The organism is Streptomyces sp. NRRL S-87, from assembly GCF_000719335.1.
GTDB lineage: Bacteria > Actinomycetota > Actinomycetes > Streptomycetales > Streptomycetaceae > Streptomyces.
This window is the reverse complement of sequence record NZ_JOGB01000084.1, coordinates 1-25486: the sequence shown is the minus strand read 5'-3', so window position 1 is coordinate 25486 and position 25486 is coordinate 1. Positions and strand designations below refer to the sequence as shown.

Below are 25486 nucleotides of genomic sequence, written 5' to 3'. Positions count from 1 at the left end.
CCTCCGCCGCAGCGGCGCACAACTCGTCGCCTCCGGACGCCTCCACATCCAAGCCGTCCTCGCCGCACTCGAAGCCGCAGAAGCAGCCGAGACGACCACGTCCTGAATCCGTAGCGGGCCCGGGCCCGCGGCACCGTGCGCAGGCGGCCTCACGGCCAGGGTCCGTGGGGCCGCCGCTTCGTGTCGCCCGGTCGCCCGGTCGCGCGGCCCCGTGGTCGGGGGCGCGGCCGGCCAGGGTGTCCTCCGTCCGGGCGTTGATGCTGGGCCGCGTGGCCCAAGACCGCCTCGACCCGGGCCCCGGATCCGCGCGCGGAGTGCTTGCGTGGCGTTCGGCGGCGCCGTCGGCCCCGGCCCGGCGGGGTCGGGGCGCGCGGGGTCGGGGCGGGCGGTCGAGGAGACGAGGGAAGACGCATGTACACCACGGTCACCCACCTGTGGGCCGCCGACGCCCCCGCCCAGATGCTCCCGGCGCGACAGCTCATGGCGTTCACGCTCGCCTCCCACATCATCCTGGTGCCGATGGGGGTGGCTCTGCCGCTCCTCACCCTCGTCATGCACCACCGGGGCCTGCGCCGCGACGACCCCGTGGCGCTGCTCCTGGCCCGGCGCTGGTCGGCGGTGATGGCCGTGCAGTTCGCGATCGGCGTCGTCACCGGGACCGTGCTGTCGTTCGAGTTCGGGCTGCTCTGGCCGGGGCTGATGGGCAGGTGGGGCGACGTGTTCGGCATCGGGTTCGGCGTGGAGGCGTGGGCGTTCTTCCTCGAGGCCGTGCTCATCGCCGTCTACCTGTACGGCTGGCGCCGGCTCCCGCCCCGCACCCACTTCCTGCTCGGGCTGCCGCTGCCCGCCGCGGCACTGCTCGGGGCCTTCGGCATCCTCTCCGCCAACGCGTGGATGAACACCCCGCAGGGCTTCACGCTCGACTCCCAGGGCAACCCGGTCGACGTGGACGTCTGGAAGGCGATCTTCACGCCCATGTTCGGGCCCCAGTACTGGCACTTCGTGGTCGCGATGCTGATGACGGCGGGGTACGTCGTGGCGGGGGTGTACGCCGTCGGATGGCTCCGCGGGCGCCGGGACCGCTGCCACCGGCTCGGCTTCACGGTGCCGTTCACCGTGGCCGCCGCGGCCACCCCGGTGCAACTCGTGCTGGGCGACTCGATCGCCCGGGCGGTGTTCCACAAGCAGCCCGTGAAGTTCGCGGCGATGGAGATCGTCTGGGATACCGACAGCCACGTTCCGGAGTACCTGTTCGGTCGGCTGCATCCGGACGGGTCGATCTCGGGGGGCATCAAGGTCCCCCAGCTCGACTCCATCCTGGCCGGGTTCAGTCCGGACACCGTGGTGCGGGGACTGACCTCGGTGCCGGCGGGCGACCGGCCGAACGCCACCCAGGCCACCATCGCCCACGGCGCCTTCGACCTGATGGTCTGCATCGGAACGGGGCTCGCGTTCCTGGCCGCCTGGTACGCCCTGGTCTGGCTGAGGCACCGCAGGCCGCCGCAGTCCCGGTGGTTCTACCGCGGGGCGGCCTGCGCCGGCGTCGGGTCCGTCGTCGCCGTCGAGTGCGGCTGGGTCGCCACCGAGGTGGGCCGCCAGCCGTGGATCGTGTACCAGAACATGCGCGTGGCCGAGGCCGTGACGTCGACGCGCTCCGCCACCCTCTGGACGATGCTCGGCCTGGTGATCCTCCTGTACGTGTGCATCTTCGGGGCGTTCCTCGCCGTCCTGCTCAAGATGCGCGCCCGCTGGCGCCTGGCCGACGACGGCACGCGCCCGGCCGGGCTCGCGGAGGAACCCGAGGCCGTGACCCCGTACGGTCCGCGCCCCCGGGTCCCGGTCGGTGACGACGGGACCGCCGCGGCCGGTACGCCTGCGGCCGACGGCCCCGGCGGCGGGTCCGCCGACGGCGGGGGTCGTGCCCCGTCCGGCGGGGGCGACACCTGATGGCCGCGCTCGTCGCCTTCGTGCTGCTGCTCGCCGTGGCCGCGTACGCGTGTGCGGGCGGGACCGACTACGGGGCGGGCTTCTGGGACCTGACGGCCGGTGGGGCCGAGCGCGGGCGGCGTCCCAGGTGGTTGATCGACCACGCGATGGCGCCGGTGTGGGAGGTCAACAACGTCTGGCTGGTCTTCGTCCTGGTCCTCATGTGGACCGGGTTCCCCGTGCTGTTCCAGACGGTCTTCACGGCGATGTGGCTGCCGCTGGCACTGGCCGCCCTCGGCATGGTCCTGCGCGGGGCCGGCTTCGCCCTGCGCAAGCCCGTCCGCCGGCTGTCCCGGCGGCGCCTGTACGGGGCGGCGTTCGCCATCTCCTCGCTACTGACCCCGTTCTGCCTCGGGGTGACCGTCGGCGCCATCGCGTCGGGACGGGTCGTACCGGGTACGGAGGCGGTGGCGCACGCGTGGCTCAGCGCAGCCTCGCTCGCCTTCGGGCTCCTCACCGTGGCTTCGACCGCGCTGCTCGGCGCTGTGTTCCTCACAGCCGACGCCGCCCGCTTCGAGGCGCCCGACCTCGTCGGCTACTTCCGGGTCCGCGCCCTGTGCGCCTTCGTGGCGGTCGCCCTGACCGCCGCGGGCGTGCTGGTGGTCACCCGCGGCGACGCGCCCCACGTGTGGCACGGGCTCACGCACGGCGCGGGCCTCGGCCTCGCGGTCGCGTCGGCGGTGTCGTTCCTCGTCACCGGGCTGCTCGTGCTGCGCGGCCGCGCCCGGTGGGCCCGCTCCGGCGCCGTCGCCGCCGTCGGCGCGGCCGTGCTCGCGTGGGGCTTCGCCCAGCGTCCGTACCTGATCCCCACCTCCCTCACGGTGGCGGACGCCGCCGGCGACTCCCAGACCCTGACCTGGCTGCTGGTCGTCAGCCTCGTCGCCCTCCTGCTGGTCGGGCCGGCCGTGGCCCTGCTCTACTGGCTCGACACCCACGGCGAGCTCGAACCCCTCGCCGACTCCGACCTGCGCCCTCTCCGCCCCGCCGACGGCGTCCCGCCCGACGACGACTGACCCGGGCAGCGGGTGACCGCCACCGGCCCGGGAGCACGTACGGGCTGCTGACCGCCGGGCGCATCGGCAGCACCTACTGATAAGGATCGAAGGGAATACCGACCGGCTTGGCCTTGGCCAGGTGGGACGGCAGGGCGCTGTCGGTCAGGCCGAAGTGCGCGCTGCCGAAGTCGGCCTGGCTGAGCTTGTCGCGCAGGCCCGCCGGGTAGCCGTTCCAGCCGACGAGGGCGGGGAACTGCCAGGTGTGCTTGTGGTTCTCCGGGGGCTCGTCGTTGGTGTTGGCGGCGCGGAAGCAGTGCGTGGAGACGCCGTCCTTGTGGTAAACGATCTTGGGGTGGGTGCCGTCCCAGCGGATCTGCTCGCGGGTGCGGACGGTGAAGTCCCCGTGGTTGGACGTCGCGACGTACTTGGCCTCGTTGTTCTGGATCCACACCACCACGTGCTCCCAGTCGTGGCGGTGACCCCCGAGGCTGATGCCGGGGATGGCCTGGTCCTTCTCGAAGTACAGGCCGTAGATGACGGCGCACCAGCCGTTGTTGCACTTCGCCCGCGCGTACCCGTTGGTGTTGTCGAGGTCCGAGGCGTCCCGGCAGCTGCCGTTCAGGGCCCCGGTGGGGCTGAGGCCGCCGTTGAGGGCTCCGTTCGAGCCGATGGCAGGGGTGGGGTAGCAGCCGTCGGTGTCGTAGTCGTAGGCCGGCTGGAAGGTGAGCTCCAGCGGGTCGGCCTGGGAGGGCAGGGCGGGGGGCGGGGCCGCGAACGCGACCTGGGGGATGCCGACGACGAGCCCGAGGGCGGCGCCGACCACTACGAGGGATCTCGGGATGTGACGCTTCGTCCGCACAGCGGGCCTCCGGCGCATGGGGGGTCTGGGACGTACGGAGGGCCGGCTACCGCTGGGTAGCCGGCCGCCAGCATCATTCGTCACCCCGGTCCGGCACGGCAAGGGTCCGGACGGCAAACATCCGTCGGGGGAAGGAGAGTTGGGCGCGCTCCCGCGCGTCAGGAGACCGCATCCGCGGCGTCGGCCGCGCGGGTTCCGGGTACGGGCGCGCCGGATACCGGGGCGCCGGATACGGACGTGCCGGACGCGGTGATCCGCTCGGGCCCCGCGGCGGGGCGGCGGCCGGCCAGGCGGCAGCCGAGGCAGTTCAGGTGTCCGGCCCGGGCGGAGGCGTCACGGGTGCCCATCCCCCACTGGTCCGCGGGCCGGGGGCCGGGGGCCTTGCCCCAGCCGGCCAGGTGCAGGGCCCAGGTGAGCAGGGCGGCCGCCACCACCACGCCCAGTCCCAGCCACGTCCCCGGCGTCCAGCCGCAGACGCCCACGCCCACCAGCGCGGTGCCGACCGTGGCGACGGCCGTGCCGCCCCACCCGGCGATGGTGTGGCCCTCGTCGTACTGGTGTCCCTTGCTTCCGCTCATGTCCTGCACCCTCTCCGAGCTGCACCGACCTATGATGTCTCAGCAAGTGAGGAATTTATCTTAGACAGTAAGAGATTTTCAATGGAGGGTACGATCCGACCCGCAGCCTCACCCGCGGAAGCGATCTCCGCGATGGACCACCTGATCGCCACGAGCATGGTCGGGCAGCAGGAGTTCGCCCGGAAGCTGGGGCTGGGGGTGACCGACCTGGTCTGCTTCGCGTACGTCCTCGAAGCCGGCGACACCCCGGTCACCGCCGGGGACCTGGCGGTGCGCGCCCACGTCACCACCGGAGCGGTCACCGGGATCATCAACCGCCTCGAACGCGGCGGATACGTCACCCGCCAGCCCGACCCGGCCGACCGGCGGCGGGTGCGCGTGGTCGCCGTACCGCAGGCCGCGGAGCGCGTCCGCGCGATCTACGAGCCGTACTACGTGCGCCTGGCGGACCTCTTCGCGCAGTACTCGCCGGACGAAGTGGCGGTCCTCGCCGACTGGTTCCACCGGGCCGGGGAGCTGGCTGCGGCGTACCTCGCCGAATCCTGCGAGAGCTGAGCCCACCGACGGGCCCGAGCGAGCCCGACGACGGGCCGACCCGACGCCACTCGACGGACCGGCGCGAGCCCAGCGACGAGCCAGGCGGGCAGGCGGGCAGGCGGGCAGGCGGAGAAGGGCGCGTCCGCGGCGAGCGCGGGCGCACCCTTCCCGCTCCCCGGTCAGGTCCTGTAGCGGTAGAGGATCCGGCCCCGGGTCAGGTCGTACGGGCTCAGCTCCACGAGCACCCGGTCATGCGGGAGGATCCTGATGTGGTTCTTCCGGATCTTCCCGCTGATGTGCGCGAGCACGTGGTGACCGTTGGGGAGTTCCACCGTGAAGGTGGCGTTGCGCAGGCACTCGATGACGGTGCCTTCCATCTCCAGGCCGTTCGTCGTTCTTGGCAAGGTGTGTCGCTTCTCGATTCGCTGTGTGGACAGGGATGTTGACGGGTCAGATGACGGGGTCGGACAGGGCGGGGCGAGGCCGGGCGGACTCGCGCCGACGGGCGCGGTCAGCTCCGTTCCAGCTCCAGGTAGCCGCTCGTGCGCCGGGCTCCGGCGCCCTCGAAGAGGGCGATGGCGGGTGCGTTGGACTCGTCCAGCTCGACCCAGGCGGACCCGGTTCCGTTGCGGTGCAGCGACCCCAGCGCGTGGGCCAGGAGCGCCCGCCCGACGCCCTGCCGGTGCTGGTCGGCCCGTACGGCGATGAGCCCGATCCGCGCCCGCCGGCGGACCGGCACCACCCGGACCAGTCCGACGTACCGGCCGCCGCGGACCGCCACCGCGTACTTCGACGGGTCCCCCAGCGTGTCGCCGGGCGGCAGCGGCAGCACCTCGGCCGGCATGGTGCGCCACCCGGCGGCGGCGTCGACCTCCGCGCGGATCGCGCGGTCCAGGGTGCGCAGTCGGCCCTCGTCGGCCGCCGCACCGGGCAGGACCGTCGTTCCTGCCGGCACCGGTACGGTGTCGAGGCCGGTGGCACGCGGGTCGGTGGGAACGACGTACTCCCACTCGCGCCGTACGGGCGTGAAGCCGAGGCGTTCCCAACGCGACCTCAGATCGGTGTCGGACTCGCCGACGAGGGTGTGGAGCGGGGTGGGCAGGTCGGCCAGCATGGCGGTGGCGAGGCGGTCGAAGACCGCTTCCTGCCACACGTCGATGCTCACGAAGAGCCGTCCGTCGGTGCGGTGCGAGAGGTCTCCGTGGCCGACGATGCGGTCGTCCGCCACGGCCTGCCAGTGCGTCTCGGCGGCGCGGGTGATCGTCACGGGGTACATGGGTGTCGCCTTTCAGGAGTGCCTTGTCGGGCGCTCCGGACGACACACAGGTCAGTCGCACACCGTGACGGAAGAAGGAGGGAGCGCCCACCTCGATACAGCGTTCACGGGGCTCACCTCCTCACGTCCTGTCACGGTGCTCCGCACGCTACCAGCGGGGTGCCGCCCCGCCCCACTCCTTTTTTCACTCGCGGCCGTTCGAGCTCCCCATGCACCGCGCACTGCCCGCACGGTCCACCCGCGCCGGCACCCGCAACTCACCCGCTCGCGCACCCTCACCCCCACGCGCACCCGCACCCGCACCCGCACCCGCACAAGCGCGAGGTCCGGGGCCACCCCCGACCGGATCCACCCCTTCGTACATGGTTTACAGTTCACCCATTGCCTCGTGCGATCAGCACCTCTGCCCGTCCCGGGCCCCCGCACCACGGCCGGCCGGACCACACCCGCCCCCGCGTCCGGTGGCCTTCCCCGGGGGCCGGCGCCTCCGCCCCGTGCGCGCCGGCCCCCACCTCCACGTCCCGTTCGGCGAGCAGGCCCCCCCGGATCCCCGCGCGGACCGCCCATTACCTCAACGGATTTCATGCCTATTTGCTGTGGAATCGTTACTTCCCCGGCATCCGGGTGAACGTTCGTTTCCCCCGGGCCGGGTCAGCGGTTGCACCGACCGACGCGCCGTCAACAGCGCGTCGCTCCGATCGCTTCTTTGGAGAGTCATGCGTATTCGTTCTGCTGTGACCGCCTCTGTCCTCGCCGCGGGCATCCTGCTCGGCGGCGCCGGTGCCGCCCTCGCCCACGACGGCGTCGACATCGACTACTTCTCGGGCGGCCACAAGACCTACTCCTCCAACTGCGCCTCCGCGGCGGCCATCCCGGCCGCGGTCGGCCCGGTCTACACGTCGACCTGCGCGAAGGACGGCGAGAAGGAGTGGGCGAAGGGCAGCCACCTCGGCTCCCACTGATCACCGAAGGGGTACGCCAGGGGCGGTCGACGCGTGCGTCGACCGCCCCTGGGCGTTCCTCCGGTCCGACGGGGAGGAACGCTTTACCTGCTCCTGGATGGCATGTTCCGGTCAACGCTGCGAGGCTGCGTAGCGGTGTGTCCCCGACCCGGGGGCACGGCACGTCTCACCACGGCGCCCCCGCGAACGGGGCGCCGCCCGCGGCCGTCCGCCGGCGTACCCGGCCGGTGCCGGGCGGCCACCGAGCAGGCCGGGATCCCGGCCGCCGAGAAGGAGTTACGTGTGAGAGCCACCCCCCACAAGGCCTTCGTCGCGACCCTGAGCACGGTCGCCGCGCTCGCCGCGGCCGCGCTGCTGCCCGCGGCACCGGCCACCGCGGCAACGGCAACGGCAACGGCAACGGTCCCGCGGCCGGCCGCCGCCTGCACCCCGGCGCAGGTCGTCGCCAACGGCGGCTTCGAGAGCGGCACTTCGCCCTGGAGCCAGTCCCAGACCGGCCTGATCACCAACCGCTCCGGCCAGAGCGCCCATGCCGGCGGCTACTTCGCCTGGCTCGACGGCACGGGCCGCACGCACACCGACACGCTCTCCCAGAGCGTCGCGGTCCCGTCCGGATGCAGCACCGCCACCCTCAGCTTCTGGCTGCACGTCGACACCGCCGAGCGGACCTCTTCGGTCAGGTACGACACCCTGACGGCGAAGATCGGCAGTACGACGCTCGCGACGTACTCGAACCTCGACAAGAACACCGGGTACGTGCAGAAGTCGTTCGACGTCTCGGCCTTCGCCGGCCAGACCGTGACCGTCGCGTTCACCGGCTCGGAGGACTCCAGCCTCCAGACCAGTTTCGTCGTGGACGACGTCGCCCTCGACACCTCCGGCGGCACGGTCCCGCCCACGGACTCCACCCGGACGCCGGCCGCGCCCTCGTACACCGTGAACCTCAGCAGCGACGCGAGCGGCTTCGTGTGGACCGGCCACGAGAGCGCCTCGTTCACCAACGCCTCCGCCACCCCGCTGAGCGAGGTGTACCTGAGGCTGTGGGACAACTACCACGGCAGCTGCTCGGCCATGCCGATCACCGTCAGCAACGTCACCGGCGGCACGGCCGGCGCGCTGTCGGTGGCCTGCACCGCCCTCAGGATCGACCTGCCCACCCCGCTCGCCCAGGGCCAGGCCGCCACGATCGGGTTCGACCTGGCGATCACCGTGCCCAGCGGGGCGGACCGGTTCGGCCACGACGGGGCGTTCAGCAACATCGGCAACGCCCTGCCCGTCCTCGCGGTCCGCGACGGCGCGGGCTGGCACCTGGACCCGTACACCAACAACGGCGAGTCCTTCTACTCACTGGCCGCCGACTTCACCGTGGCCCTCGACCACCCCAGCGGCCTGCTGGTGCCGGCCACCGGCACGTCGGTCGACACCCCGGGCACCAGCGGGCGAACGGTCACCACGGCCACCGCGTCCAAGGTCCGTGACTTCGCCTGGGGTGCCGGACCGTTCAGCAAGATCTCCGGCACCTCGCCCGGCGGGACCCCGATCACCATCTACTCGGTGTCCGGGATCAGCTCCGCGGACTCCCAGTCGATGCTGACCACCGCCAAGAACGCCGTCGACGCCCACGCCGCGCGCTTCGGGGCGTACCCGTACGGCGAGCTCGACGCGATCATCGACAACAACTACTGGTTCGGGGGCATGGAGTACCCCGGCTTCGTCCTGGACCTGGTGAGCACCACCGCCCTCACCCACGAGATCGGCCACCAGTGGTGGTACGGCATCGTCGGCGACGACGAGTACGCCGGCCCGTGGCTGGACGAGGCGTTCACCGACTACGCCACCGACCTGGCCCTGGGCAAGACCGGTACCAACTGCTGGAGCGGCGTCTCATGGGCGTCGTCCGCCGAGAAGATCACCAACTCCATGGCGTACTGGGACGCCCACCCGTCCCGGTACTCGACCGTCGTGTACGGCTACGGCAAGTGCGCCCTGCACGACCTGCGGCGGGTGCTCGGCGACACCGCGATGGCCAAGCTGCTGAAGGACTACGCCGCCGCGCACTGGTACGGCGTGTCCACCACGGCCGAGTTCAAGGCGGCCGCGCAGGCGGCGACGGCGACCGACCTGACCACGTTCTGGACCCAGCACCGCATCGAGGGCTGACGCACGGTACGTCGCGCCGCGACGCGCCACGCGCCGGTCCGCCGGGGCCACCCGCCCCGGCGGACCGGCCGCGCCACCGTGGATGGGCCAGTGGTGTGACAGCAGGCGGTCGACGCCACGGCGCCGCGCGTCCGGCTCGTATCGTGGGCCCGGGCGCGGGGCCCGGGAGACGAGGACGTGCGCGTGAGTGAACCGGCGATCGACTACCGGGCGGTGTTCCACGCGCTGCCGGGGATGGTGGCACTGCTGACGCCGGAGCTGGTGTACTCGGACGCCAACGACGACTTCGTCACCAACTCCGGCCGGCCGCGCGAGGGGCTGATCGGCCGGTACCTGTTCGACGTGTTCCCGGACAACCCGAACGATCCCAGCGCCTCGGGGGCGACCAACCTGGCGGCCTCCCTCAGGCGCGTGCTGGCCTCCGGGGAGCGGGACACGATGGCGCTGCAGCGCTACGACGTCGAGTCCGCCGACCGCCCCGGCGAGTGGGAGGAGCGGTACTGGAGCCCGATCAACGCCCCGGTCCTGGACTCCGAGGGGCGGGTCGTGCTGCTCATCCACCGGGTGGAGGAGGTCACCGAGCTGATCCGGGCCCGGGGCCGGGCGGCCGGGGACCGGGCCCGCGTGCTGGAGGCCGAGCTGTACACCCGGTCCCGGGAACTCCAGGAGGCCAACCAGCGGCTGCGGCAGGCCCACGCCCGGGAGCGGTCCGTCGCGCTCGCCCTCCAGGACGCCATGCTGCCCGCCCCGCGCCTGCCGGAGCACCACCAGACGGCGGTCCGCTACCAGCCGGCCGTCGGTGCGCTGAACGTGTGCGGGGACTGGTACGACCTCGTCGAGCTGCCGGACGGGACCATGTCGGTGGCCGTGGGCGACGTCGTGGGACACGGACTGGCGGCCGCGGGGGTCATGGGGCAGCTGCGCAGTGCGCTCAGCGCCGCCTCGCTCACCTCCACCGGGCCGGCGAAGGCGCTGGAGGCGCTGGGCCTGTACGCCCGGTCGGTCGAGGGCGCCGAGTCGACGACCGCGGTGTCCGTGCACATCGACCGGACCGGCGGCACCCTCACGTACAGCAGCGCCGGCCATCCCCCGCCCGCTCTGCTGCGCCACGGCGGCACGGTGGAGTTCCTGGACCGGGCCACCGACCCGCCCCTCGGGGCGCGGCCGGAGCACGTGGCGCGCCCCCAGGCGCAGCACGCCTGCAGCAGCGGCGACACCCTCGTGCTCTACACCGACGGCCTGGTCGAGCGCCGGCACGAGGACATCGACGTCGGCCTGGCGCGGCTGGCCGAGTCGCTCGCCGCCCACCGCACGCTCGGACCCGAGCAACTGGCCGACGCGCTGCTCCTGGACCTGCTCCCCGCCGCCGGCGCCACCGACGACGCGGCCCTGGTGGTCATCCGTCTCTGAGTCCGCCCCGTCCTCCGACCCGGCCCCGAGGGGTGTCCGGCGGATCATGGCCGGGCTACCCCACCCTGGTCCGCCGGACACCCCCTCAGCGCAATGCTGGTGACCAGCATCGCCCCTAAGCGAGTTCGGCCAGGAGGGCGGCCTCGCGCGCGTGGCTCAGTCCGGCGCGGCGGGGGCGGTCCAGGCCCTCCGCCCGCTCCCAGCGCAGGACGTCCGCCAGGAGGTCCGCGCGGGGCCGGTGCCGCAGGCCCGCCGCGGCGGCGGCCGCGCCGCTGCGCGCGCTGAACCCCGCCCACTCCGGGTCCGCCAGCCACATCGCCAGCGATTCCGGGCCCATGAACTGGCCCACCTCCCGGGCGGCCAGCCAGTCGGGGTCCGCCGTGACGACCGGTCCGGTGTGGCCGCCCACCGCGCGCGACAGCCCGACCCACTCGCCGAACGGCACGACCGGCCCGACCGCGTCGTACGTCCCGGTGGTGCCGCGTTCCGCGCAGTCCAGGAGCCAGGCCGCCAGGTCCCGGACGTCCACCACCTGGGTGGGCAGGCCGGCCGGGCCGGGCACCAGCAGCGGGGCCTGCGGTCCGCGGGCCGCGCGGGCCACCCAGTAGCCGGTCCGGCCGCTGTGGTCCCCGGGCCCGCCGATCAGGCCCGCCCGGGCGATCAGCAGCCGGTCCGGCACCGCCGCCCGCGCGGCCTCCTCGCAGGCCACCTTCGCCCCGCCGTACGCCTCCCGGTCGGCCTCGTCCTGCTCCACCGCCGGGAGGAGGCCGGCCGACTCGTCCGCACCCGGTACGGCGTGCGAGGCGTACGCGCTGACCGAGGAGACGTACGACCAGTGGCCCGCCCGGCCCCCGAGGGCCGCCAACGCCCCGCGCACGAAACCCGGCTGCCACGACACCTCGAGCACGGCGTCCCAGTCCCGGTCCGCCACCTCGTCGTACGCCGCCGCCGACCGCCGGTCGGCGGCCACCAGGCGGGCGCCCTCGGCCACCGTGCCGCTCTCCCCGCGGGCGAGGCACGTCACCCGGTGCCCGCGCTCCACCGCCTGCCGCGACACCTCGCGGCCCACCCATGCCGTCCCGCCCAGCACCAGAATGTCCATGCGCCCACCCCATCACGACCCGACGGGGTCCGGGGGCACGCCTTCGCCCAGGGCGTACGCGTGTTCGCCGCCGGCGGAGCCGCCGGCCGGGGGCTCAGCGCGGCGGCCGGCCGGTCTCGGACAGTGCGCCGTCGGACAGCCGCAGCCAGCGGTCCACACCGATCGCGTGGAGGAACCGCTCGTCGTGGCTGACGACGACGAAGGCCCCCCGGTAGGAGTTCAGCGCGCTTTCCAGCTGTCCGGTGCTGACGAGGTCGAGGTTGTTGGTCGGCTCGTCGAGGAGCAGGAGGTGGGGGGCCGGTTCGGCGTACAGGACGCACGCCAGGGTGGCCCGCAGCCGCTCCCCGCCGGAAAGGGCCCCGACCGGCAGGTGGGCGCGGGCGCCTCGGAAGAGGAAGCGGGCGAGCAGGGTCAGCCGTTCCGCCTCCGGCCGGTGGGGTGCGGAGCCGGCGAAGTTCTCGGCGACGGTGCGCCGCGGGTCCAGCAGGTCCAGGCGCTGGGAGAGGTGGGCGATCCGGCCCTCGGCCCGGCTGGTTCCGCCGGTGTCCGGGGCGAGGTCGGCGTTGAGCAGGCGCAGCAGGGTGCTCTTGCCCGCGCCGTTCGGCCCGGTGAGGGCGATGCGTTCGGGGCCGCGGATGGTGAGGTCGACGCCCGGGTGTCCGAACACGGTCCGGTCGCCGAGCCGGACCTGCATGCGCTCGCCGAGGAAGACGGTGCGGCCGGCGGGGACGCCGGTGTCCGGGAGGTCGAGCACGAGGCGCTGGTCGTCGCGCAGCGCGCGCTCCGCCGCGTCGAGCCGGGCCCTGGCGTCGCCGACGCGGGTGGCGTGCGTCTGCCCGGCCCGGCCGGCCGACTCCTGTGCTCCGCGCTTCATGTTCCCGGCGACGATGCGGGGCAGGCCGGCGTTCTTGAGCGTGCGGGCCGCGTTGTTCTGGCGGCGCTCGGCGCGCTCCCTGGCCTGCTGCAGCTCGCGCTTCTCGCGCTTCAGTTCCTGTTCGGCGCTGCGGACGTTCTTCTCGGCGACCTCCTGCTCCGCTCGCACCGCGGCCTCGTACGCGGTGAAGTTGCCGCCGTGGAAGCGGAGTTCGCCGCGGTCGAGGTCGGCGATGCGGTCCATCCGGTCGAGCAGCGCACGGTCGTGGCTGACCAGCAGCAGGCAGCCGTGGTAGTCGTCGAGCACGTCGTAGAGCGTGTGCCGGGCGTCCAGGTCGAGGTTGTTGGTGGGCTCGTCGAGGAGGAGGACGTCGGGACGCCTCAGCAACTGGGCGGCCAGGCCGAGGGAGACGGTCCGGCCGCCGCTCAGGGTGTGCAGGGGACGGTCCAGGGCGAGGTCGCCGAGGCCGAAGCGGTCGAGCTGGGCGCGGGTGCGTTCCTCGATGTCCCAGTCGTCGCCGATGGTGGTGAAGTGCGCTTCGGTCGCGTCCCCCGCCTCGACGGCGTCGATGGCCCGGACGACGGCCGCGACGCCCAGCACCTCGGCCACGGTGAGGTCACCGGTCGACGGCAGGGTCTGCGGGAGGTGGCCGAGCGTGCCGGTCACCGTCACCGAGCCCGCCCGGGGGCGGAGTTCGCCGGCGATCACCTTGAGCAGGGTGCTCTTGCCGGCCCCGTTGGGGGCGACCAGCCCCGTGCGGCCCGGGCCGAGGGAGAAGGACAGGTCCTCGAGGACGGGCGTGCCGTCCGGCCAGGAGAAGGACAGGTTCGCGCAGGTGAGGGCGGGGCGGGACAGCGCAGACATGGGGCGACCTCGTACGGGGAGGAGGGCGGGACGGATCCAGGAGGGATCCACTGCCCTGGGAGACATGGCGGAAGGGTGACTGCGGAACCGCCCGTGCCGTGCTCACGCGCACGCGCCGGCGGTCGTACCGCGTCCGGGTCTCACCCGGAGATGTCGTCGTCCCCTACCACGTCTGCTGCTCCTCGCTCGCCGGTCGTCGTCGGTGCCACGCTAACAGCCCGCCCGGCCGCCTTCACGTGATTTCTCCGCCGCCGCCGGACCGCGCCGAACCGCCCGCCCGGGCCACGCCGGACGCCCGCCCGGGCCGGGAGATGACGGAAGCCTTACGGGCCCGGGCGGGAGCCCTCGGCGCGGCGTGCGGGCGCGTAGCGTCGCGTCGCATGCGAGTACTTGTCACCGGCGGAGCCGGGTTCATCGGGTCGCACGTCGTGTCCGCACTGGTCGCCGAGGGGCACGAGGCGGTGGTGCTGGACGCACTGCTGCCCGCCGCGCACCCGGGCGTGCCCGAGCTGCCGGACGCCGAGTTCGTGCGGGGGGACGTACGGAACGCCGAGGACGTGCGCGGGGCGCTGCGCGGGGTGGACGCGGTGTGCCACCAGGCGGCGATGGTGGGGCTCGGGAAGGGCTTCTCGGACGCGGTGGCGTACGTGGCCTGCAACGACCTGGGAACGGCGGTGCTCCTGGCCGGGATGGCCGAAGCGGGCGTGGGCCGACTGGTGCAGGCGGGGTCGATGGTCGTCTACGGGGAGGGGCGGTACGAGTGCCGGGCGCACGGACCGGTCCGGCCCGGCCCGCGCGCGGTGGCCGACCTGGAGGCCGGCCGCTTCGAGCCGGGCTGCCCGCACTGCGGGGCGGCGCTCGCGCCGGGGCTGGTGGGCGAGGAGGCCCCGGCCGATCCGCGGAACGTGTACGCCACGACCAAGCTGGCGCAGGAGCACCTGGCGGCGGCCTGGGCCCGGGCGACGGGGGGACGCGCGGTCTCGCTGCGCTACCACAACGTGTACGGCCCCGGGATGCCGCGGGACACGCCGTACGCGGGCGTGGCGTCGTACTTCCGCTCCGCACTGGCCCGGGGCGAGGCCCCGCGGGTCTTCGAGGACGGCGGCCAGCGTCGGGACTTCGTCCACGTGCGCGACGTCGCCCGGGCGAACACGGCAGCCCTGGCCGGGCTCGACGCGCGGCCGGCCGGGGTGCACGTCCCCTACAACACCGGCAGCGGTGACCCGCGGACGGTCGGCGAGATGGCCGCCGTCCTCGCGGCGGCGCACGGCGGGCCGGGGCCCGTGGTGACCGGCGAGTTCCGGCTCGGGGACGTCCGGCACATCACGGCGGACTCCGACCGGCTGCGGCGGGAGACGGGCTGGCGGCCGCGGGTCGGGTTCGCCGAAGGCATGGCCGAGTTCGCGCGGGCGGCGCAGCGGGCCCCGTCCGGGGACGCGTAGGGGCCCGACGCGGAGGAAAGAACGGCCCCGGACGGGGACGGCTCAGGCGCGGGCGGGGGCGCCGGCCAGCGGCAGGGTCAGTTCGAAGCGGCAGCCGCCCGGCACGTTGTGGACCGAGGCGCGTCCGGCGTGGGCCTCGACGATGCCGCGCACGATCGCCAGGCCGAGGCCGGCGCCGGCCGGGGGCGTCCGGGCCGGGCTGCCCCGCCAGCCGGTGTCGAAGACCCGCGGCAGGTCCTCTTCGGGGATGCCGCCGCAGCCGTCCGTGACCGACAGCACCGCGGTCCGTTCGTCCCGGTCCACGCGGACGGCGACGGTCCCGTCGGCGGGGGTGTGCCGGATGGCGTTCCCGAGGAGGTTGGCCAGGACGCGGGTCATCTCCTTGCCGTCCACGTCGACCGGCACGTGGGCGATGTCCTCGCCGAGCAGCCGCACACCGCGTTCCCGGGCGAGGGGGTCGGCTCCGAGCAGGGCGTCGGCGGCCAGGTCCCGGAGCGAGCAGCGGCTGGGCGTCAGCTCGAGTGCCCCGGCGTGGATCCGGGAGAGCTCGAAGAGGTCGCCGACCATGGTGTCGAGGCGTTCGACCTCGGTGCGGATCTGCCGGTGGTAGCGGGCGGGGTCGGCCGCCACTCCGTCCTCCAGGGCCTCGGCCATGGCCCGCAGCCCGGCGAGCGGGGTGCGCAGGTCGTGCGAGATCCAGGCGACGAGTTCGCGCCGGGAGGCTTCCAGGGCGCGCTCGCGCTCGCGGGAGGCCGCGAGCCTGGCGCTGGTGGCGGCCAGTTCGTCGGCCAGGGCGGCCAGTTCGGCGGTGGCCCGGGTCCGGGGCGCGGCGAAGCTTCCGTCCTCGCCGAAGTCCCGGGCGGCCCGGGCCAGGTCCCGGCTGCGGGCCACCACCCAGCGGCCCAGCAGCAGGGCGGCGGCGAGGGAGACGACGGCGGCCATGGCCACCACGAGGGTGACCACGGTCAGGTCGTGCGGGGACAGGAACATCGCCCGGGCCACGGCGAGGGTGCCGGCGAGCATCGCGGTGACGGTGACCGCGGCGACCACGGCCAGGGACACCGCCACCGAGCGGTGGCGCAGGAGGCGCAGGGCGAGCGCGCCGAGGGTGCCGGCGCAGGCCGCTCCGCCGAAGGCGAAGAGCGCGATCAGCAGGACGTCCTTCACCGTCGGCCGCCTTCCGCCCGTTCCGACGGCCGCCCGTCGAACGCCGGCTCGGAGGGCGGCCCGTCGAACGCCGGCTCGGGGGACGGCCGGTCGTCCGCCGTTCCGGGCAGCGACTCGGGGCCGGTCGGCCCGGGGCCGGTCGGCTCGAAGCGGTAGCCCACGCCCCACACCGTCTGGATGAGCCGCGGCGCGGCCGGGTCGTCCTCGATCTTGGCGCGCAGGCGGCGCACGTGGACGGTGACGGTGGACAGGTCGCCGAAGTCCCAGCCCCACACCTCGCGCATCAGGGCCTCGCGGCCGTGGACCCGTCCGGGGTGGCCGAGGAAGTGGGCGAGCAGGTCGAACTCCCGCAGGGTGAGCATGAGTTCCCGGCCGTGCTTGGTGGCGCGGCGGGTCTCGGGATCGACGCTGATACCGGCCGCCCTCAGGACCGGCGCGGCCGGCGCGGCCGCGTTCCCGGCCCGGCTGCGGCGCAGCACGGACTCCACCCGAAGGACCAGCTCGCGCGGGCTGAAGGGCTTGGTGACGTAGTCGTCCGCGCCCAGCTCCAGGCCGGCGATCCGGTCGTCCTCGTCCCCCCGGGCCGTCAGCATGATCACCGGGACGGGGCGCTCGGCGCGCAGCCGGCGGCACACCTCCAGGCCGTCGATGCCGGGCAGCATGAGGTCGAGGACGACCAGGTCCGGGTCGTGCCGGGCCGCCGCCTCGAGGGCGGTGGGGCCGTCGGGGGCGTGGTCGACGCGGTGGCCGGCCCGGCGCAGGTAGCCGGTGACGACCTCGGCGACGGTGGGGTCGTCGTCGACGACGAGGACCCGGGCGGGCGGAGTGGGCGTGCTCATGGCCGTAAGCCTGGCACCTGCCGCGGTCCGGTGTCCCGCCGCGGTCGCCTCCCGCGGGCGGCGTCCGTGTTTCGTAAGGAGTCGATGTCCGCTATGTCCAGCGGGAATTCCTACGGTGGCAGTCGTGACCGAACACACCGTGGACGTCGTCCTTCCCTGTCTGAACGAGGCCGAGGCGCTGCCCTGGGTCCTCGCCCGCATCCCCGCCGGCTGGCGGGCCCTGGTGGTGGACAACGGGTCCACCGACGGATCCGCAGACATCGCGCGCGCCCTGGGCGCCACCGTCGTGGCGGAGCCCCGGCGCGGCTTCGGGGCCGCCTGCCACGCCGGACTGCTGGCCTCCGGTGCCGAGTACGTCTGCTTCTGCGACTGCGACGCCTCCCTCGACCCCGGCCTGCTGACCCCGTTCGTCCGGTCGGTGGCCGCCGGCGAGGCGGATCTCGTGCTCGGGCGGCGCCGGCCCCTGGGGCGGGGCGCGTGGCCGCTCCACGCCCGTGCCGGCAACCGCGCGCTCTCCGGCATGCTGCGCCGCCGCACCGGGCTGCGGCTGCGCGACCTCGGTCCGCTGCGCGCCGCGCGGCGCGAGGCGCTGGTCGGCCTGGACCTGACCGACCGGCGGTCGGGCTATCCGCTCCAGATGGTCGTCCGGGCCTCGGACGCGGGCTGGCGGGTGCGGGAGGAGGACGTGCCGTACCTGCCCCGGGCCGGGAAGTCCAAGGTCACCGGGACGTGGCGGGGCACCTGGCATGCGGTGCGCGACATGCGCGCGGTGCTCGCCGAGCCCGCGTACCCGGGTGCGGGGGGTGCGCGGTGACCAGCCTGCTCGTGATCGCCAAGGAGCCCGTGCCCGGCCGGGTGAAGACCCGGCTCACGCCGCCCTTCACGCCCGAGGAGGCGGCGGCGCTGGCCGCGGCCGCCCTCGCCGACACCCTGGCGGCGGTCGCGGCCGCTCCGGCCGACCGGCGGGTCCTCGTCCTGGACGGGGCGCCCGGTCCGTGGCTGCCGCCCGGCTTCGAGGTCGTGCCCCAGTGCGGCGGCGGGCTCGACGGGCGGCTGGCCGCGGCGTTCGCCGACTGCACCGGGCCCGCGCTGCTGATCGGCATGGACACCCCGCAGGTCACCCCGGAACTGCTCGCGCCCGCACTGGACTTCGCCGGGTGCGGGGCCTGGTTCGGGCCGGCCGCCGACGGCGGGTTCTGGGCCCTGGGCCTGGCGGTGCCGGACCCGGCTCTGCTGCTGGGCGTGCCCATGTCCGTACCGGAGACCGGGGCCGTGCAGTACGGGCGGCTGCGCGCGGCCGGGCTGCGCACCCGGCTGCTGCCGCGGCTGCGGGACGTCGACACGGCCGCCGACGCGGCCGACGTCGCCTCCCGTGCGCCGGCCTCGCGGTTCGCGGCGCTGCACGGCCGGTTGGCCGGGGCCTCCCGGGCGGCCCGGTGACGGCGGTCGCCGCCGCGCGCGGCGGGACGGCGGCGTCGGGTCCGGCCTGGCACGACGACCCGTACGCGGCGGCGTTGCGCGCGGGGCGCGGGCCGCTCTTCCTGCGCCGTGCGGACGGCTGGCTGCTGCCGCTGGAGGTGGAGCGCTGGTGTGCCGACGCGGACGGCGCCGACGGGAGCGTCCTGGCCCGGTGCCGGGGCGCGGTGCTGGACATCGGCTGCGGGCCGGGCCGGCTCGTGGCGGCACTGGCCGAGCGGGGTCACCGGGCCCTGGGGGTGGACGTGAGCCCGGCCGCGGTGAAGCGGACCGTGCGGCGCGGCGGGACCGCCCTGTGCCGTTCCGTCTTCGACCCGCTGCCCGGCGAGCGCCGCTGGGACACGGCGCTGCTCGTCGACGGCAACATCGGCATCGGGGGCGACCCCGTCGCCCTGCTGCGGCGGACCGCCCGCCTGCTCGCCCCCGGCGGGCGACTGGTGGTCGAGACGGCGGGGGTCGAGGTGGACGAGCGGTGCGAGGTGCGGTTGGACGACGGGCGGGGCGGCCTCGGTACGCCGTTCCCGTGGGCCCGGGTCGGGCCCGCAGCCCTGCGCCGGCACGCGGGCCGCGCGGGCTGGGCCGTCACCGGGGGCTGGACGGCGGCGGGCCGGTGCTTCGCCGAACTCGCCCTCCGCCCTCAGGAGTCCCGGGTCCCCGGCGTACCCGGGTCCAGGCCCTCGGACGGGGGCTGAGGCGGCGCGCCACCGGCGGCGGGCGGCTCGGGGGGCCGGGCCGGGGCGCCACGGCCGCCCGGGGGCGCCGGGGGCCGTGGGTCCCGGCGCCCCGCCCCGGGGGGTGGGGCGCCCGTCGCGGAGGTGGTGGCCCGCCGGTCCCGTACGGGCCGGGCCCGCCCGTCCTGCGGGCGCCTTCGCCGTCGGTGGGTCAGGCCCACCCGGGCGGTGGCGGTGGTGAGGACGGCGACCACCGCGAGGACCAGGACGAGGTTGCGCGCGTAGGGCAGGGGCAGCGCCGAGGGGTTGGGGGCCGCCCCCGGCCGCAGCAGCAGCGGCAGGGTGATCAGGACCAGGGCCCCGCCCGTGACGAGCGCGCCGCGCACGGCGCGGCGCGCCGGCACCGCAGCGACCAGCAGGCCGACGGCCAGCACGAGCGGTGCGAGGAGGCCGTCGTGGAGCACGAGCGCACCGGCCAGCCACACGAGGACTGCGTACGGGTCGGGTTGGGCGGCCAGGTTCCAGGCGCCGAACCCGATCAGGAGCAGGCCCAGGGCGCCCGACAGGGCGCGAACGGCGGGGCGCACCCCGGAGTCGGACGTCACAGTACCTCCAGCCGGGTGACCCACTTGGTCTGCAGCACGCCGGGCCGGTTCGGGGCGATGATCCGCGCCGGGTAGCCGTGGTCGGGTGCCAGAACCTCGCCGTTCAGCCGCAGGGCCAGCAGCGTCTGCGGGTCGGCCGCGTACGCGCGGCCCATCTCCATCACCCGGTACGCGCCCCGTGCTTCGAGGGACACCACCCGCAGTCCCGCGCCCGGGCGGGCCCCGGCCCGCTCCATCAGGTCCCGGATCGGCACGCCGCTCCAGTCCGCGGCCACGCTCCAGCCCTCCACGCACGCGATCGGCAGCCGCGCCCGCGTCTGCGGCAGCGCGCCCAGTTCGGCCAGGGACAGCCGGTACGGCCGCGGACCGCGCACGTCCAGCACCCAGTCGCGGACGGCCGCGGCGCTCACGCCGGCGGCGGCCGCCGTCCGGTTCACCGGCAGGCCCTGGGGCCCGTGGCCGGGATGCCGGGGCGCGAGCAGGTCGAGCGGGGCCAGCGGGGTGAAGGACTGGCCGACCGTCGTCACGGTCACCGCGCCCACCGCCGCACCGACCCCGAGCAGCAGGGCGCGGCGGTCCGGTCCGTCCCGCTCCTCGTCGGGGAGTACGCGCACCGCCGACCGTCGGGTCCAATGGGCCCGGATCCCGGGCGCCTTGACCGCGACGTGCAGCAGCACCGAACCGGCTGCGATCCAGCCGACGGCGTAGTGGACGGGGACGAACGAGAACGGCCACGGGTACCACTCGGCGACGTTCAGCAGCCCGGTCAGCACCTCGAAGAGGCCCGCGGCCACGAGCACGGCCACCGACAGGCGCTCCAGGCCGTGGGTCAGGGAGCGCACGGGGGGCCAGGTGAACAGCCGGGGGTAGACGGCCCACAGTTTCGCCGGCAGCAGCACGATCGCGGCGAGCCCCACCCCGACGTGCAGGCCCTGGGTGAGGCGGTAGCCCCATGCCGGCCGGGCGGGCAGGTCGTCGGCCAGCCAGCCGGGCGGGTGCTGGAGGTAGTGGCTGATCAGCCCGGTCAGGAAGCACACGGCGAACGCCGCACCCAGCCACCGGCCGAGCACCGTGGCGGTGCGCGGATCGTGCAGGCGGCCCGTGAACGCCGGCGGGCGCAGGGCGGGCCCGAGCGCGCGGAGCAGTCGGGGCGCGGACGGCGTGGCGGTGTGCAGTGGGTTCCGGCTCCGGCCGGTTCGAGGTGCCATGCCGCCCATGCAACCTCGCCGGGGGCCCGCGCGGGCGGGTGGGACACCTTACGAAACGCGGACGCCGTGGGGCGCCGGGACCGCTGCGGGCCGCGCCGCTGCCAGGGTGGGCCCGTGACGAACCCGCCCACCGACCCCCTGCGCCCTGCCGCGGCCGACGGAGCGGCGCCGGCCCGACCGACGGCCGCACAGCCGACAGCGGCCTCCTGCCGACCGCCGCGCGGGAGACCCTCCGTCCCGCCGACCGGGCCTGCCTCCGTGCCGCCGACCGGGCCTGCCTGCGTCCCGCGGACCGGGCCTCCCTCCGCACTGCCGACCGGGGCCGTCTCCACACCGCCGACCGGGACCGTCTCCACACCGCCGACCGGGACCGTCTCCACACCGCCGACCGGGACCGTCTCCACGCCGCCGACCGGGACCGGACCGGTCACGCGGGCCGGGCGCGTCGCCCTCCTGCCGAGCGCCCTGACCGCCGTCCTGCTGGCCGCGCTCACCGCGGTGCTCGTCGGGACGGTCCGCACGGACGGGTACTTCACCGACCCGGCCGGCCTGTCCTGGTGGTACGCCGCCGCCTGGGCGCTGTTCGCGGCCGCCGTGTGGTGCCTGCGACGGGTACCGGCCCGGCACGCCGTGGTCCTCGTCCTGGCCGGCGGCGTCGCGGTGGCCGCCGCCGGCCTGGTCGCCGCACCGCGCACGAGCACCGACGCGTTCCGCTACGCCTGGGACGGCCAGGTGCAGGCCGCGGGCACCTCCCCGTACGACCACGCGCCCGCCGACGCCGCGCTCACGCCCCTGCGCGACGACTGGCTCTTCCCCTCGGGTCCGGCGTGCGGCGGCCCGGACCTCGCCGCCGTCTCCGACGGCGTGTGCACCCGCATCAACCGGCCCCGGGTCCACACCGTCTATCCGCCGGCCGGCGAGCTCTACTTCCTCCTCGTCCACGCCGTCTCCCCCGACGGGGTGCGCCACAAGGCGCTGCAGACCGGCGGGGCCGTGCTGGCCGTCGGCACCACGCTGGTGCTGCTCGCGGTCCTGCGCCGGCGCGGCGATCCGCGCGCCGCGGCCTGCTGGGCCTGGTGCCCGGCCGTGGCCGTCGAGGCCGTCAACAACGCCCACGCCGACGTCCTCGCCGTGCTGGTCTCGGTCGCGGCGCTCGGCCTGACCGTCCGCCACCGCAGCGCCGGCGGCGGCCTGCTGGGCCTGGCGGTCGCCGTCAAACTGCTGCCGGCCGTCCTGCTCCCCGGGGCCCTGGCCGGCGTACGGCGCCCACGCGACGCGGCCCGGACGGTGCTGACCGCGGTCGCCGCGGTCGCCGCGCTCTACCTGCCGTACGTGCTGCTCTCCCACTCCTCCGTCCTGGGCTACCTCGGCGGCTATGCCGCGGAGGAGGGCTACGACGACGCCTCCGCCGGAAACCGCTACGCCCTCCTGCGCCTCGTCCTGCCCGACGCGTGGGCCGTGCCCGCCGTGTTCGCGGGCATGGCCGCCGTGAGCCTCCACGTGATCCGCCGCGGTGACCGGGAGCGCCCGTGGAGCGGTGCGCTCCTGGTCACCGGCACGGCCTTCCTCCTGACGACGCCGGGCTACTCCTGGTACGCCCTGCTCGTCGTGGCCCTCGTCGCCCTCGACGGCCGCTGGGAGTGGCTGGGCGTCGCCCTGGCCGGAGCCGCCTCGTACGTCACGGGGCGCGCGGTTCCCGACGCCGGCACGACCGCCTACGCGCTGGCCGCGGCGGCGGTCCTCGGCGGCGCGGCGCTGCGCCGCGCGCGGGTGTCGAGGGCGGGCGTGAGGACGGGATCCAGCCGCGGCTCAATGTAAGTTAGGCTAGGCTTACCTGACGTGCCGTAAGGTGTGTGCATGAGGAAGATCATTCGCAAGCTCGCCTGCGTGGCGGCGGCATGGGCGTTGTCAGGTGGGATGGTGGTCGGCGGGACCACGGCGGCGGCCGCCGCGGGGGCGGCCGCGTCCCCCGGTCCGGTGGGGCTGGAACTCCCCCGGCCCACAGGTCGGTTCCCGGTCGGACGGGACACCCTGCACCTGGTCGACCGCGGGCGCAAGGACCCCTGGGTCCCCACCGCCGGCCGTGAGTTGATGGTGTCGCTGTACTACCCGGCGCTCGCCGGGACCGGGACCCCGGCCGCGTACATGACGGAGGCCGAGGCACGGGCCCTGCTCACCGACCGCGGGGATCTCGGCAGGTACGTGACCCCGGAGCAGGTGGCCTCGGTGCGCACGCACTCCCGCCAGGGCGCACTCCCCCGCCCGGGTCGCGGCCGCCTTCCCCTGGTCGTCCTGTCCCCCGGGTTCACCCTGACCCGGTTCTCCCTGACGACGCTCGCCGAGGACCTGGCCTCCCGCGGCTACGTGGTGGCCTCGTTGGACCACGCCTACGAGGCGGACGGCGCGAGCTTCCCGGGCGGCCGGACGCTCGGCTGCGAGGCCTGCGCGCAGGTCTTCCCGGACCGGTCACTGGGGCGCGTCTCGGACGGCCGGGCCAAGGACGTGTCGTTCCTGCTGGACCGGCTCACGGGAGACCGCCCCGCCTGGCGGTACGCCCGGCTGATCGACGCCCGGCACGTGGGCATGGCGGGGCACTCCATCGGCGGGGCCTCCGCCGCGTCGGCCATGGCGGCCGACCCGCGGGTGGACGCCGGGGTGAACCTGGACGGCACGTTCTTCGCGCCGCTGCCGGAGCAGGGGTTGGGCGGACGACCGTTCCTGCTGGTCGGGGGCGATCCGGCGCTGCTGCCGCCGGACCTCGACGACCCCAGCTGGCCCCAGGCCTGGCCGCGGCTGGACGGGTGGAAGCGCTGGGTGACGGTGACGGGCATGGGGCATCCGGGGTTCACGGACTGGCCGGTGCTCGGGGACCAGGTCGGCTACCCGCACCCCGAGACGCCGCTGTCGGGGACCCGTTCGCAGCAGATCACCCGGGCGTACGTGGGCGACTTCTTCGACCTGCACCTGAAGGGCCGGCCCGCACCGCGACTGGACGGGCCGACCGCGGCCGACCCGGAGGTGGTCTTCACCCACCCGTGAGCCCCGGGCGCCGGCGGCAGGCGATCGACGCCCTACCGGGCTCCGGCAACGGGCCGTGATCGACCGGACGGCTCCTGGCTAGTCGCGGGGCGCCGGCTCCGTGGAGACCAGGACGCCGATCTTGTCGATGCGGTGCTCCGGGTTGCCCCGCGCGTCGCGCCAGCGGTTGCCGGCGGCGTTGTCCTCGGGGGTCGCGCAGGTGGAGATCGTGATCATCGCCCGGGTCGGCTCCACGCCCGGCCGGCCCGGGACCGCGGCCCGCTGGGCGGCCAGGGAGCGCGCCGACCGGAAGGAGGTCTTCCTGGTCGCGGTGATCCGGTACTCGTACACCGTGCCGCCCGCCGTGACGAGGACGCGCTCTCCGACGTCCAGGGAGGGCAGGTCGCGCAGGGGCCCGCCGGCGGCGAGCCGGTGCGCCGTGACCAGGTAGTTCCCGACCTGGCCGGGGCCGACGCCGCCCCGCTCCCCGTACGGGCTGGCAGCCAGTCCCCGGTCCTGTATCCGGGTCCCGGGCCGGTCGTCGGTGGTCCCCTCGTACGGGACGACCCGCAGGTCGGCCACACCGATCCCGGGGATCGTGAGCAGACCCGGGCGGGTGCGTGCGGTGTGCTGCGGGGGCGGGGTGGCGGCGGGCCCGGTCGTCACGGCGGGAGGCGGCGGGGCGGAGCGCGGGGCGGACGGCGGGGAGGCGCTCCGGGTGGCGCCCGGAGTGGCACCGGGCGCGGCGATCGGGGAGGTCCGCGCGGTGGGGGACCCGCCCGTGGGAAGCGGCGGGGACGGGCGTATGACGGGGGCGGCGGGCCGGTAACCGCCACTCGCGGCGTCCGCGCCGGCGGAGCAGCCGGCCAGCGCGAGCACGGTCGCGGCGGCGGCGAGCGCGGTGCGGGCGGTTCGGTGACTCGGCATGGCAGTCCAGATCGAGGGCCGGCAGATGCGTACCCGACAGGTGGAAGACACCCGTCGGGCGGAACGACGCTAGCCGAGCGGACGGCCCCGCGACAGGGGTCCCCGTACGTGAGGTCGGCCTTCGCGGCACCGCCCGCGCCCCTCCGGGCGGCGGGCGAGCTGAGGCGGGTTCGGTTTGTCAAGCCACGCGTTGGAGTGGCATGACGGAGGCGGCCGGGTCGGGTTTATTTGAAGTACGCCCTCACCGGGAAAAGCACCCGGCAATGCGAATACAGGGGGCGGGAAATCGTCCCTCATTTCAAGAGGGGGTGGTTTTCCCAGTTCATTCCCGACATACCGAGTGGAGAATTCCGATGTTCGAGCGCATCCTTTCCCGTCGTATCGTCCTGGCCGGCGCTTCCGTGGCCCTGATCGGTGGCGGGGTCGCCCTTCCGGCGACCGCGATGGCGGCCCCCGCCTCCGCCCCGCAGCAGGTGGTCTCGCTGGCCCACGCCGACAGCGCCGACGGCATCGGAACCAGCGGCGACTCC

The 25486-nt window shown here is 75.2% G+C and carries 23 protein-coding genes; 12 read left to right on the top strand and 11 right to left on the bottom strand.

Annotated features, from left to right (window positions below):
• Positions 1 to 411 precede the first annotated feature (411 nt).
• Together IF43_RS0133375 and IF43_RS0133370 are read left to right on the top strand one after the other, a co-directional pair.
• Entirely contained in the window at positions 412 to 1947 is a 1536-nt protein-coding gene (locus IF43_RS0133375) for a cytochrome ubiquinol oxidase subunit I (protein ID WP_078910651.1), read from the top strand.
• On the top strand, positions 1947 to 2999 hold the full coding sequence (locus IF43_RS0133370) for a cytochrome d ubiquinol oxidase subunit II (protein WP_037891140.1): 1053 nt from the start codon (positions 1947 to 1949) through the stop codon (positions 2997 to 2999). Before IF43_RS0133375 ends, IF43_RS0133370 begins: the two co-directional genes overlap by 1 nt.
• A gap of 73 nt (positions 3000 to 3072) precedes the next feature.
• Here IF43_RS0133370 and IF43_RS0133365 read toward each other — a convergent pair whose 3' ends face one another.
• Together IF43_RS0133365 and IF43_RS37220 are read right to left on the bottom strand one after the other, a co-directional pair.
• Entirely contained in the window at positions 3073 to 3840 is a 768-nt protein-coding gene (locus IF43_RS0133365; protein ID WP_051796730.1) for an NPP1 family protein, read from the bottom strand.
• A gap of 158 nt (positions 3841 to 3998) precedes the next feature.
• Positions 3999 to 4418: an HGxxPAAW family protein gene (locus IF43_RS37220; RefSeq protein WP_037891138.1), complete on the bottom strand. Its 420-nt coding sequence runs from the start codon at positions 4416 to 4418 to the stop codon at positions 3999 to 4001.
• An 81-nt stretch (positions 4419 to 4499) separates the two neighbouring features.
• Here IF43_RS37220 and IF43_RS0133355 point away from each other — a divergent pair, with 81 nt between their 5' ends.
• Positions 4500 to 4973 carry a MarR family winged helix-turn-helix transcriptional regulator gene (locus tag IF43_RS0133355; protein WP_030209787.1) on the top strand — a complete coding sequence of 158 codons (474 nt, stop codon included), beginning with the start codon at positions 4500 to 4502 and terminating at the stop codon, positions 4971 to 4973.
• 161 nt (positions 4974 to 5134) lie between these two features.
• Here the strand turns inward: IF43_RS0133355 and infA are convergent, their stop codons facing one another.
• Both infA and IF43_RS0133345 read right to left on the bottom strand, forming a co-directional pair.
• The gene (gene infA / locus IF43_RS0133350) at positions 5135 to 5359 is read right to left on the bottom strand and encodes a translation initiation factor IF-1 (RefSeq protein WP_030209785.1); all 225 of its coding nucleotides are present in this window, start codon (positions 5357 to 5359) and stop codon (positions 5135 to 5137) included.
• Between the two features lie 107 nt (positions 5360 to 5466).
• Positions 5467 to 6231: an N-acetyltransferase gene (locus IF43_RS0133345; protein WP_030209783.1), complete on the bottom strand. Its 765-nt coding sequence runs from the start codon at positions 6229 to 6231 to the stop codon at positions 5467 to 5469.
• A gap of 734 nt (positions 6232 to 6965) precedes the next feature.
• Between IF43_RS0133345 and IF43_RS0133340 the strand changes: the two genes are divergently transcribed.
• From IF43_RS0133340 to IF43_RS0133330, 3 genes are all read left to right on the top strand, one after another.
• Positions 6966 to 7193, top strand: a complete 228-nt coding sequence (locus tag IF43_RS0133340) for a hypothetical protein (protein WP_199922825.1) — start codon at positions 6966 to 6968, stop codon at positions 7191 to 7193.
• Between the two features lie 282 nt (positions 7194 to 7475).
• Positions 7476 to 9353, top strand: a complete 1878-nt coding sequence (locus tag IF43_RS0133335) for a M1 family aminopeptidase (protein WP_030209778.1) — start codon at positions 7476 to 7478, stop codon at positions 9351 to 9353.
• A 183-nt stretch (positions 9354 to 9536) separates the two neighbouring features.
• The gene (locus IF43_RS0133330) at positions 9537 to 10763 is read left to right on the top strand and encodes a PP2C family protein-serine/threonine phosphatase (protein WP_030209775.1); all 1227 of its coding nucleotides are present in this window, start codon (positions 9537 to 9539) and stop codon (positions 10761 to 10763) included.
• A 115-nt stretch (positions 10764 to 10878) separates the two neighbouring features.
• Here IF43_RS0133330 and IF43_RS0133325 read toward each other — a convergent pair whose 3' ends face one another.
• Positions 10879 to 11865: an NAD-dependent epimerase/dehydratase family protein gene (locus IF43_RS0133325; protein WP_030209772.1), complete on the bottom strand. Its 987-nt coding sequence runs from the start codon at positions 11863 to 11865 to the stop codon at positions 10879 to 10881.
• A 94-nt stretch (positions 11866 to 11959) separates the two neighbouring features.
• The gene (locus IF43_RS0133320) at positions 11960 to 13594 is read right to left on the bottom strand and encodes an ABC-F family ATP-binding cassette domain-containing protein (protein ID WP_030209765.1); all 1635 of its coding nucleotides are present in this window, start codon (positions 13592 to 13594) and stop codon (positions 11960 to 11962) included.
• 389 nt (positions 13595 to 13983) lie between these two features.
• Between IF43_RS0133320 and IF43_RS0133315 the strand changes: the two genes are divergently transcribed.
• Positions 13984 to 15045 (top strand): NAD(P)-dependent oxidoreductase, encoded by a 1062-nt coding sequence (locus IF43_RS0133315; protein ID WP_030209763.1) that lies wholly within the window; start codon positions 13984 to 13986, stop codon positions 15043 to 15045.
• Positions 15046 to 15087: 42 nt separating this feature from the next.
• Here the strand turns inward: IF43_RS0133315 and IF43_RS0133310 are convergent, their stop codons facing one another.
• Complete coding sequence (locus IF43_RS0133310) at positions 15088 to 16212, bottom strand: sensor histidine kinase KdpD (RefSeq protein ID WP_030209760.1); 1125 nt, start codon at positions 16210 to 16212, stop codon at positions 15088 to 15090.
• Complete coding sequence (locus tag IF43_RS0133305) at positions 16209 to 17051, bottom strand: response regulator transcription factor (RefSeq protein WP_078910650.1); 843 nt, start codon at positions 17049 to 17051, stop codon at positions 16209 to 16211. The genes IF43_RS0133310 and IF43_RS0133305 overlap by 4 nt, the downstream gene beginning before the upstream one ends.
• Positions 17052 to 17166: 115 nt before the next feature.
• On the opposite strand from IF43_RS0133305, the gene IF43_RS0133295 reads away from it, so the two are divergent.
• The 3 genes from IF43_RS0133295 to IF43_RS43245 are packed head-to-tail and all read left to right on the top strand — an operon-like array spanning position 17167 to position 19219.
• Entirely contained in the window at positions 17167 to 17865 is a 699-nt protein-coding gene (locus IF43_RS0133295; RefSeq protein ID WP_030209752.1) for a glycosyltransferase family 2 protein, read from the top strand.
• Complete coding sequence (locus IF43_RS43250; RefSeq protein WP_030209750.1) at positions 17862 to 18491, top strand: DUF2064 domain-containing protein; 630 nt, start codon at positions 17862 to 17864, stop codon at positions 18489 to 18491. Before IF43_RS0133295 ends, IF43_RS43250 begins: the two co-directional genes overlap by 4 nt.
• Complete coding sequence (locus IF43_RS43245; protein WP_051796726.1) at positions 18488 to 19219, top strand: bifunctional 2-polyprenyl-6-hydroxyphenol methylase/3-demethylubiquinol 3-O-methyltransferase UbiG; 732 nt, start codon at positions 18488 to 18490, stop codon at positions 19217 to 19219. Before IF43_RS43250 ends, IF43_RS43245 begins: the two co-directional genes overlap by 4 nt.
• On the opposite strand, the gene IF43_RS43240 is transcribed toward IF43_RS43245, so the two are convergent.
• Together IF43_RS43240 and IF43_RS0133275 are read right to left on the bottom strand one after the other, a co-directional pair.
• Positions 19165 to 19803 (bottom strand): hypothetical protein, encoded by a 639-nt coding sequence (locus tag IF43_RS43240; RefSeq protein WP_234332623.1) that lies wholly within the window; start codon positions 19801 to 19803, stop codon positions 19165 to 19167. The two genes, IF43_RS43245 and IF43_RS43240, sit on opposite strands and share 55 nt — an antisense overlap.
• On the bottom strand, positions 19800 to 21011 hold the full coding sequence (locus IF43_RS0133275; protein ID WP_107048650.1) for a molybdopterin-dependent oxidoreductase: 1212 nt from the start codon (positions 21009 to 21011) through the stop codon (positions 19800 to 19802). The genes IF43_RS43240 and IF43_RS0133275 overlap by 4 nt, the downstream gene beginning before the upstream one ends.
• A gap of 453 nt (positions 21012 to 21464) precedes the next feature.
• Between IF43_RS0133275 and IF43_RS0133270 the strand changes: the two genes are divergently transcribed.
• Positions 21465 to 22829, top strand: a complete 1365-nt coding sequence (locus tag IF43_RS0133270) for a glycosyltransferase family 87 protein (RefSeq protein ID WP_037891143.1) — start codon at positions 21465 to 21467, stop codon at positions 22827 to 22829.
• Between the two features lie 39 nt (positions 22830 to 22868).
• A complete protein-coding gene (locus IF43_RS0133265) occupies positions 22869 to 24050 on the top strand; it encodes an acetylhydrolase (protein ID WP_030209732.1) in 1182 nt (393 codons plus the stop codon).
• A gap of 78 nt (positions 24051 to 24128) precedes the next feature.
• Here IF43_RS0133265 and IF43_RS0133260 read toward each other — a convergent pair whose 3' ends face one another.
• Positions 24129 to 24956, bottom strand: a complete 828-nt coding sequence (locus IF43_RS0133260; protein WP_030209729.1) for a class E sortase — start codon at positions 24954 to 24956, stop codon at positions 24129 to 24131.
• Positions 24957 to 25486 lie beyond the last annotated feature (530 nt).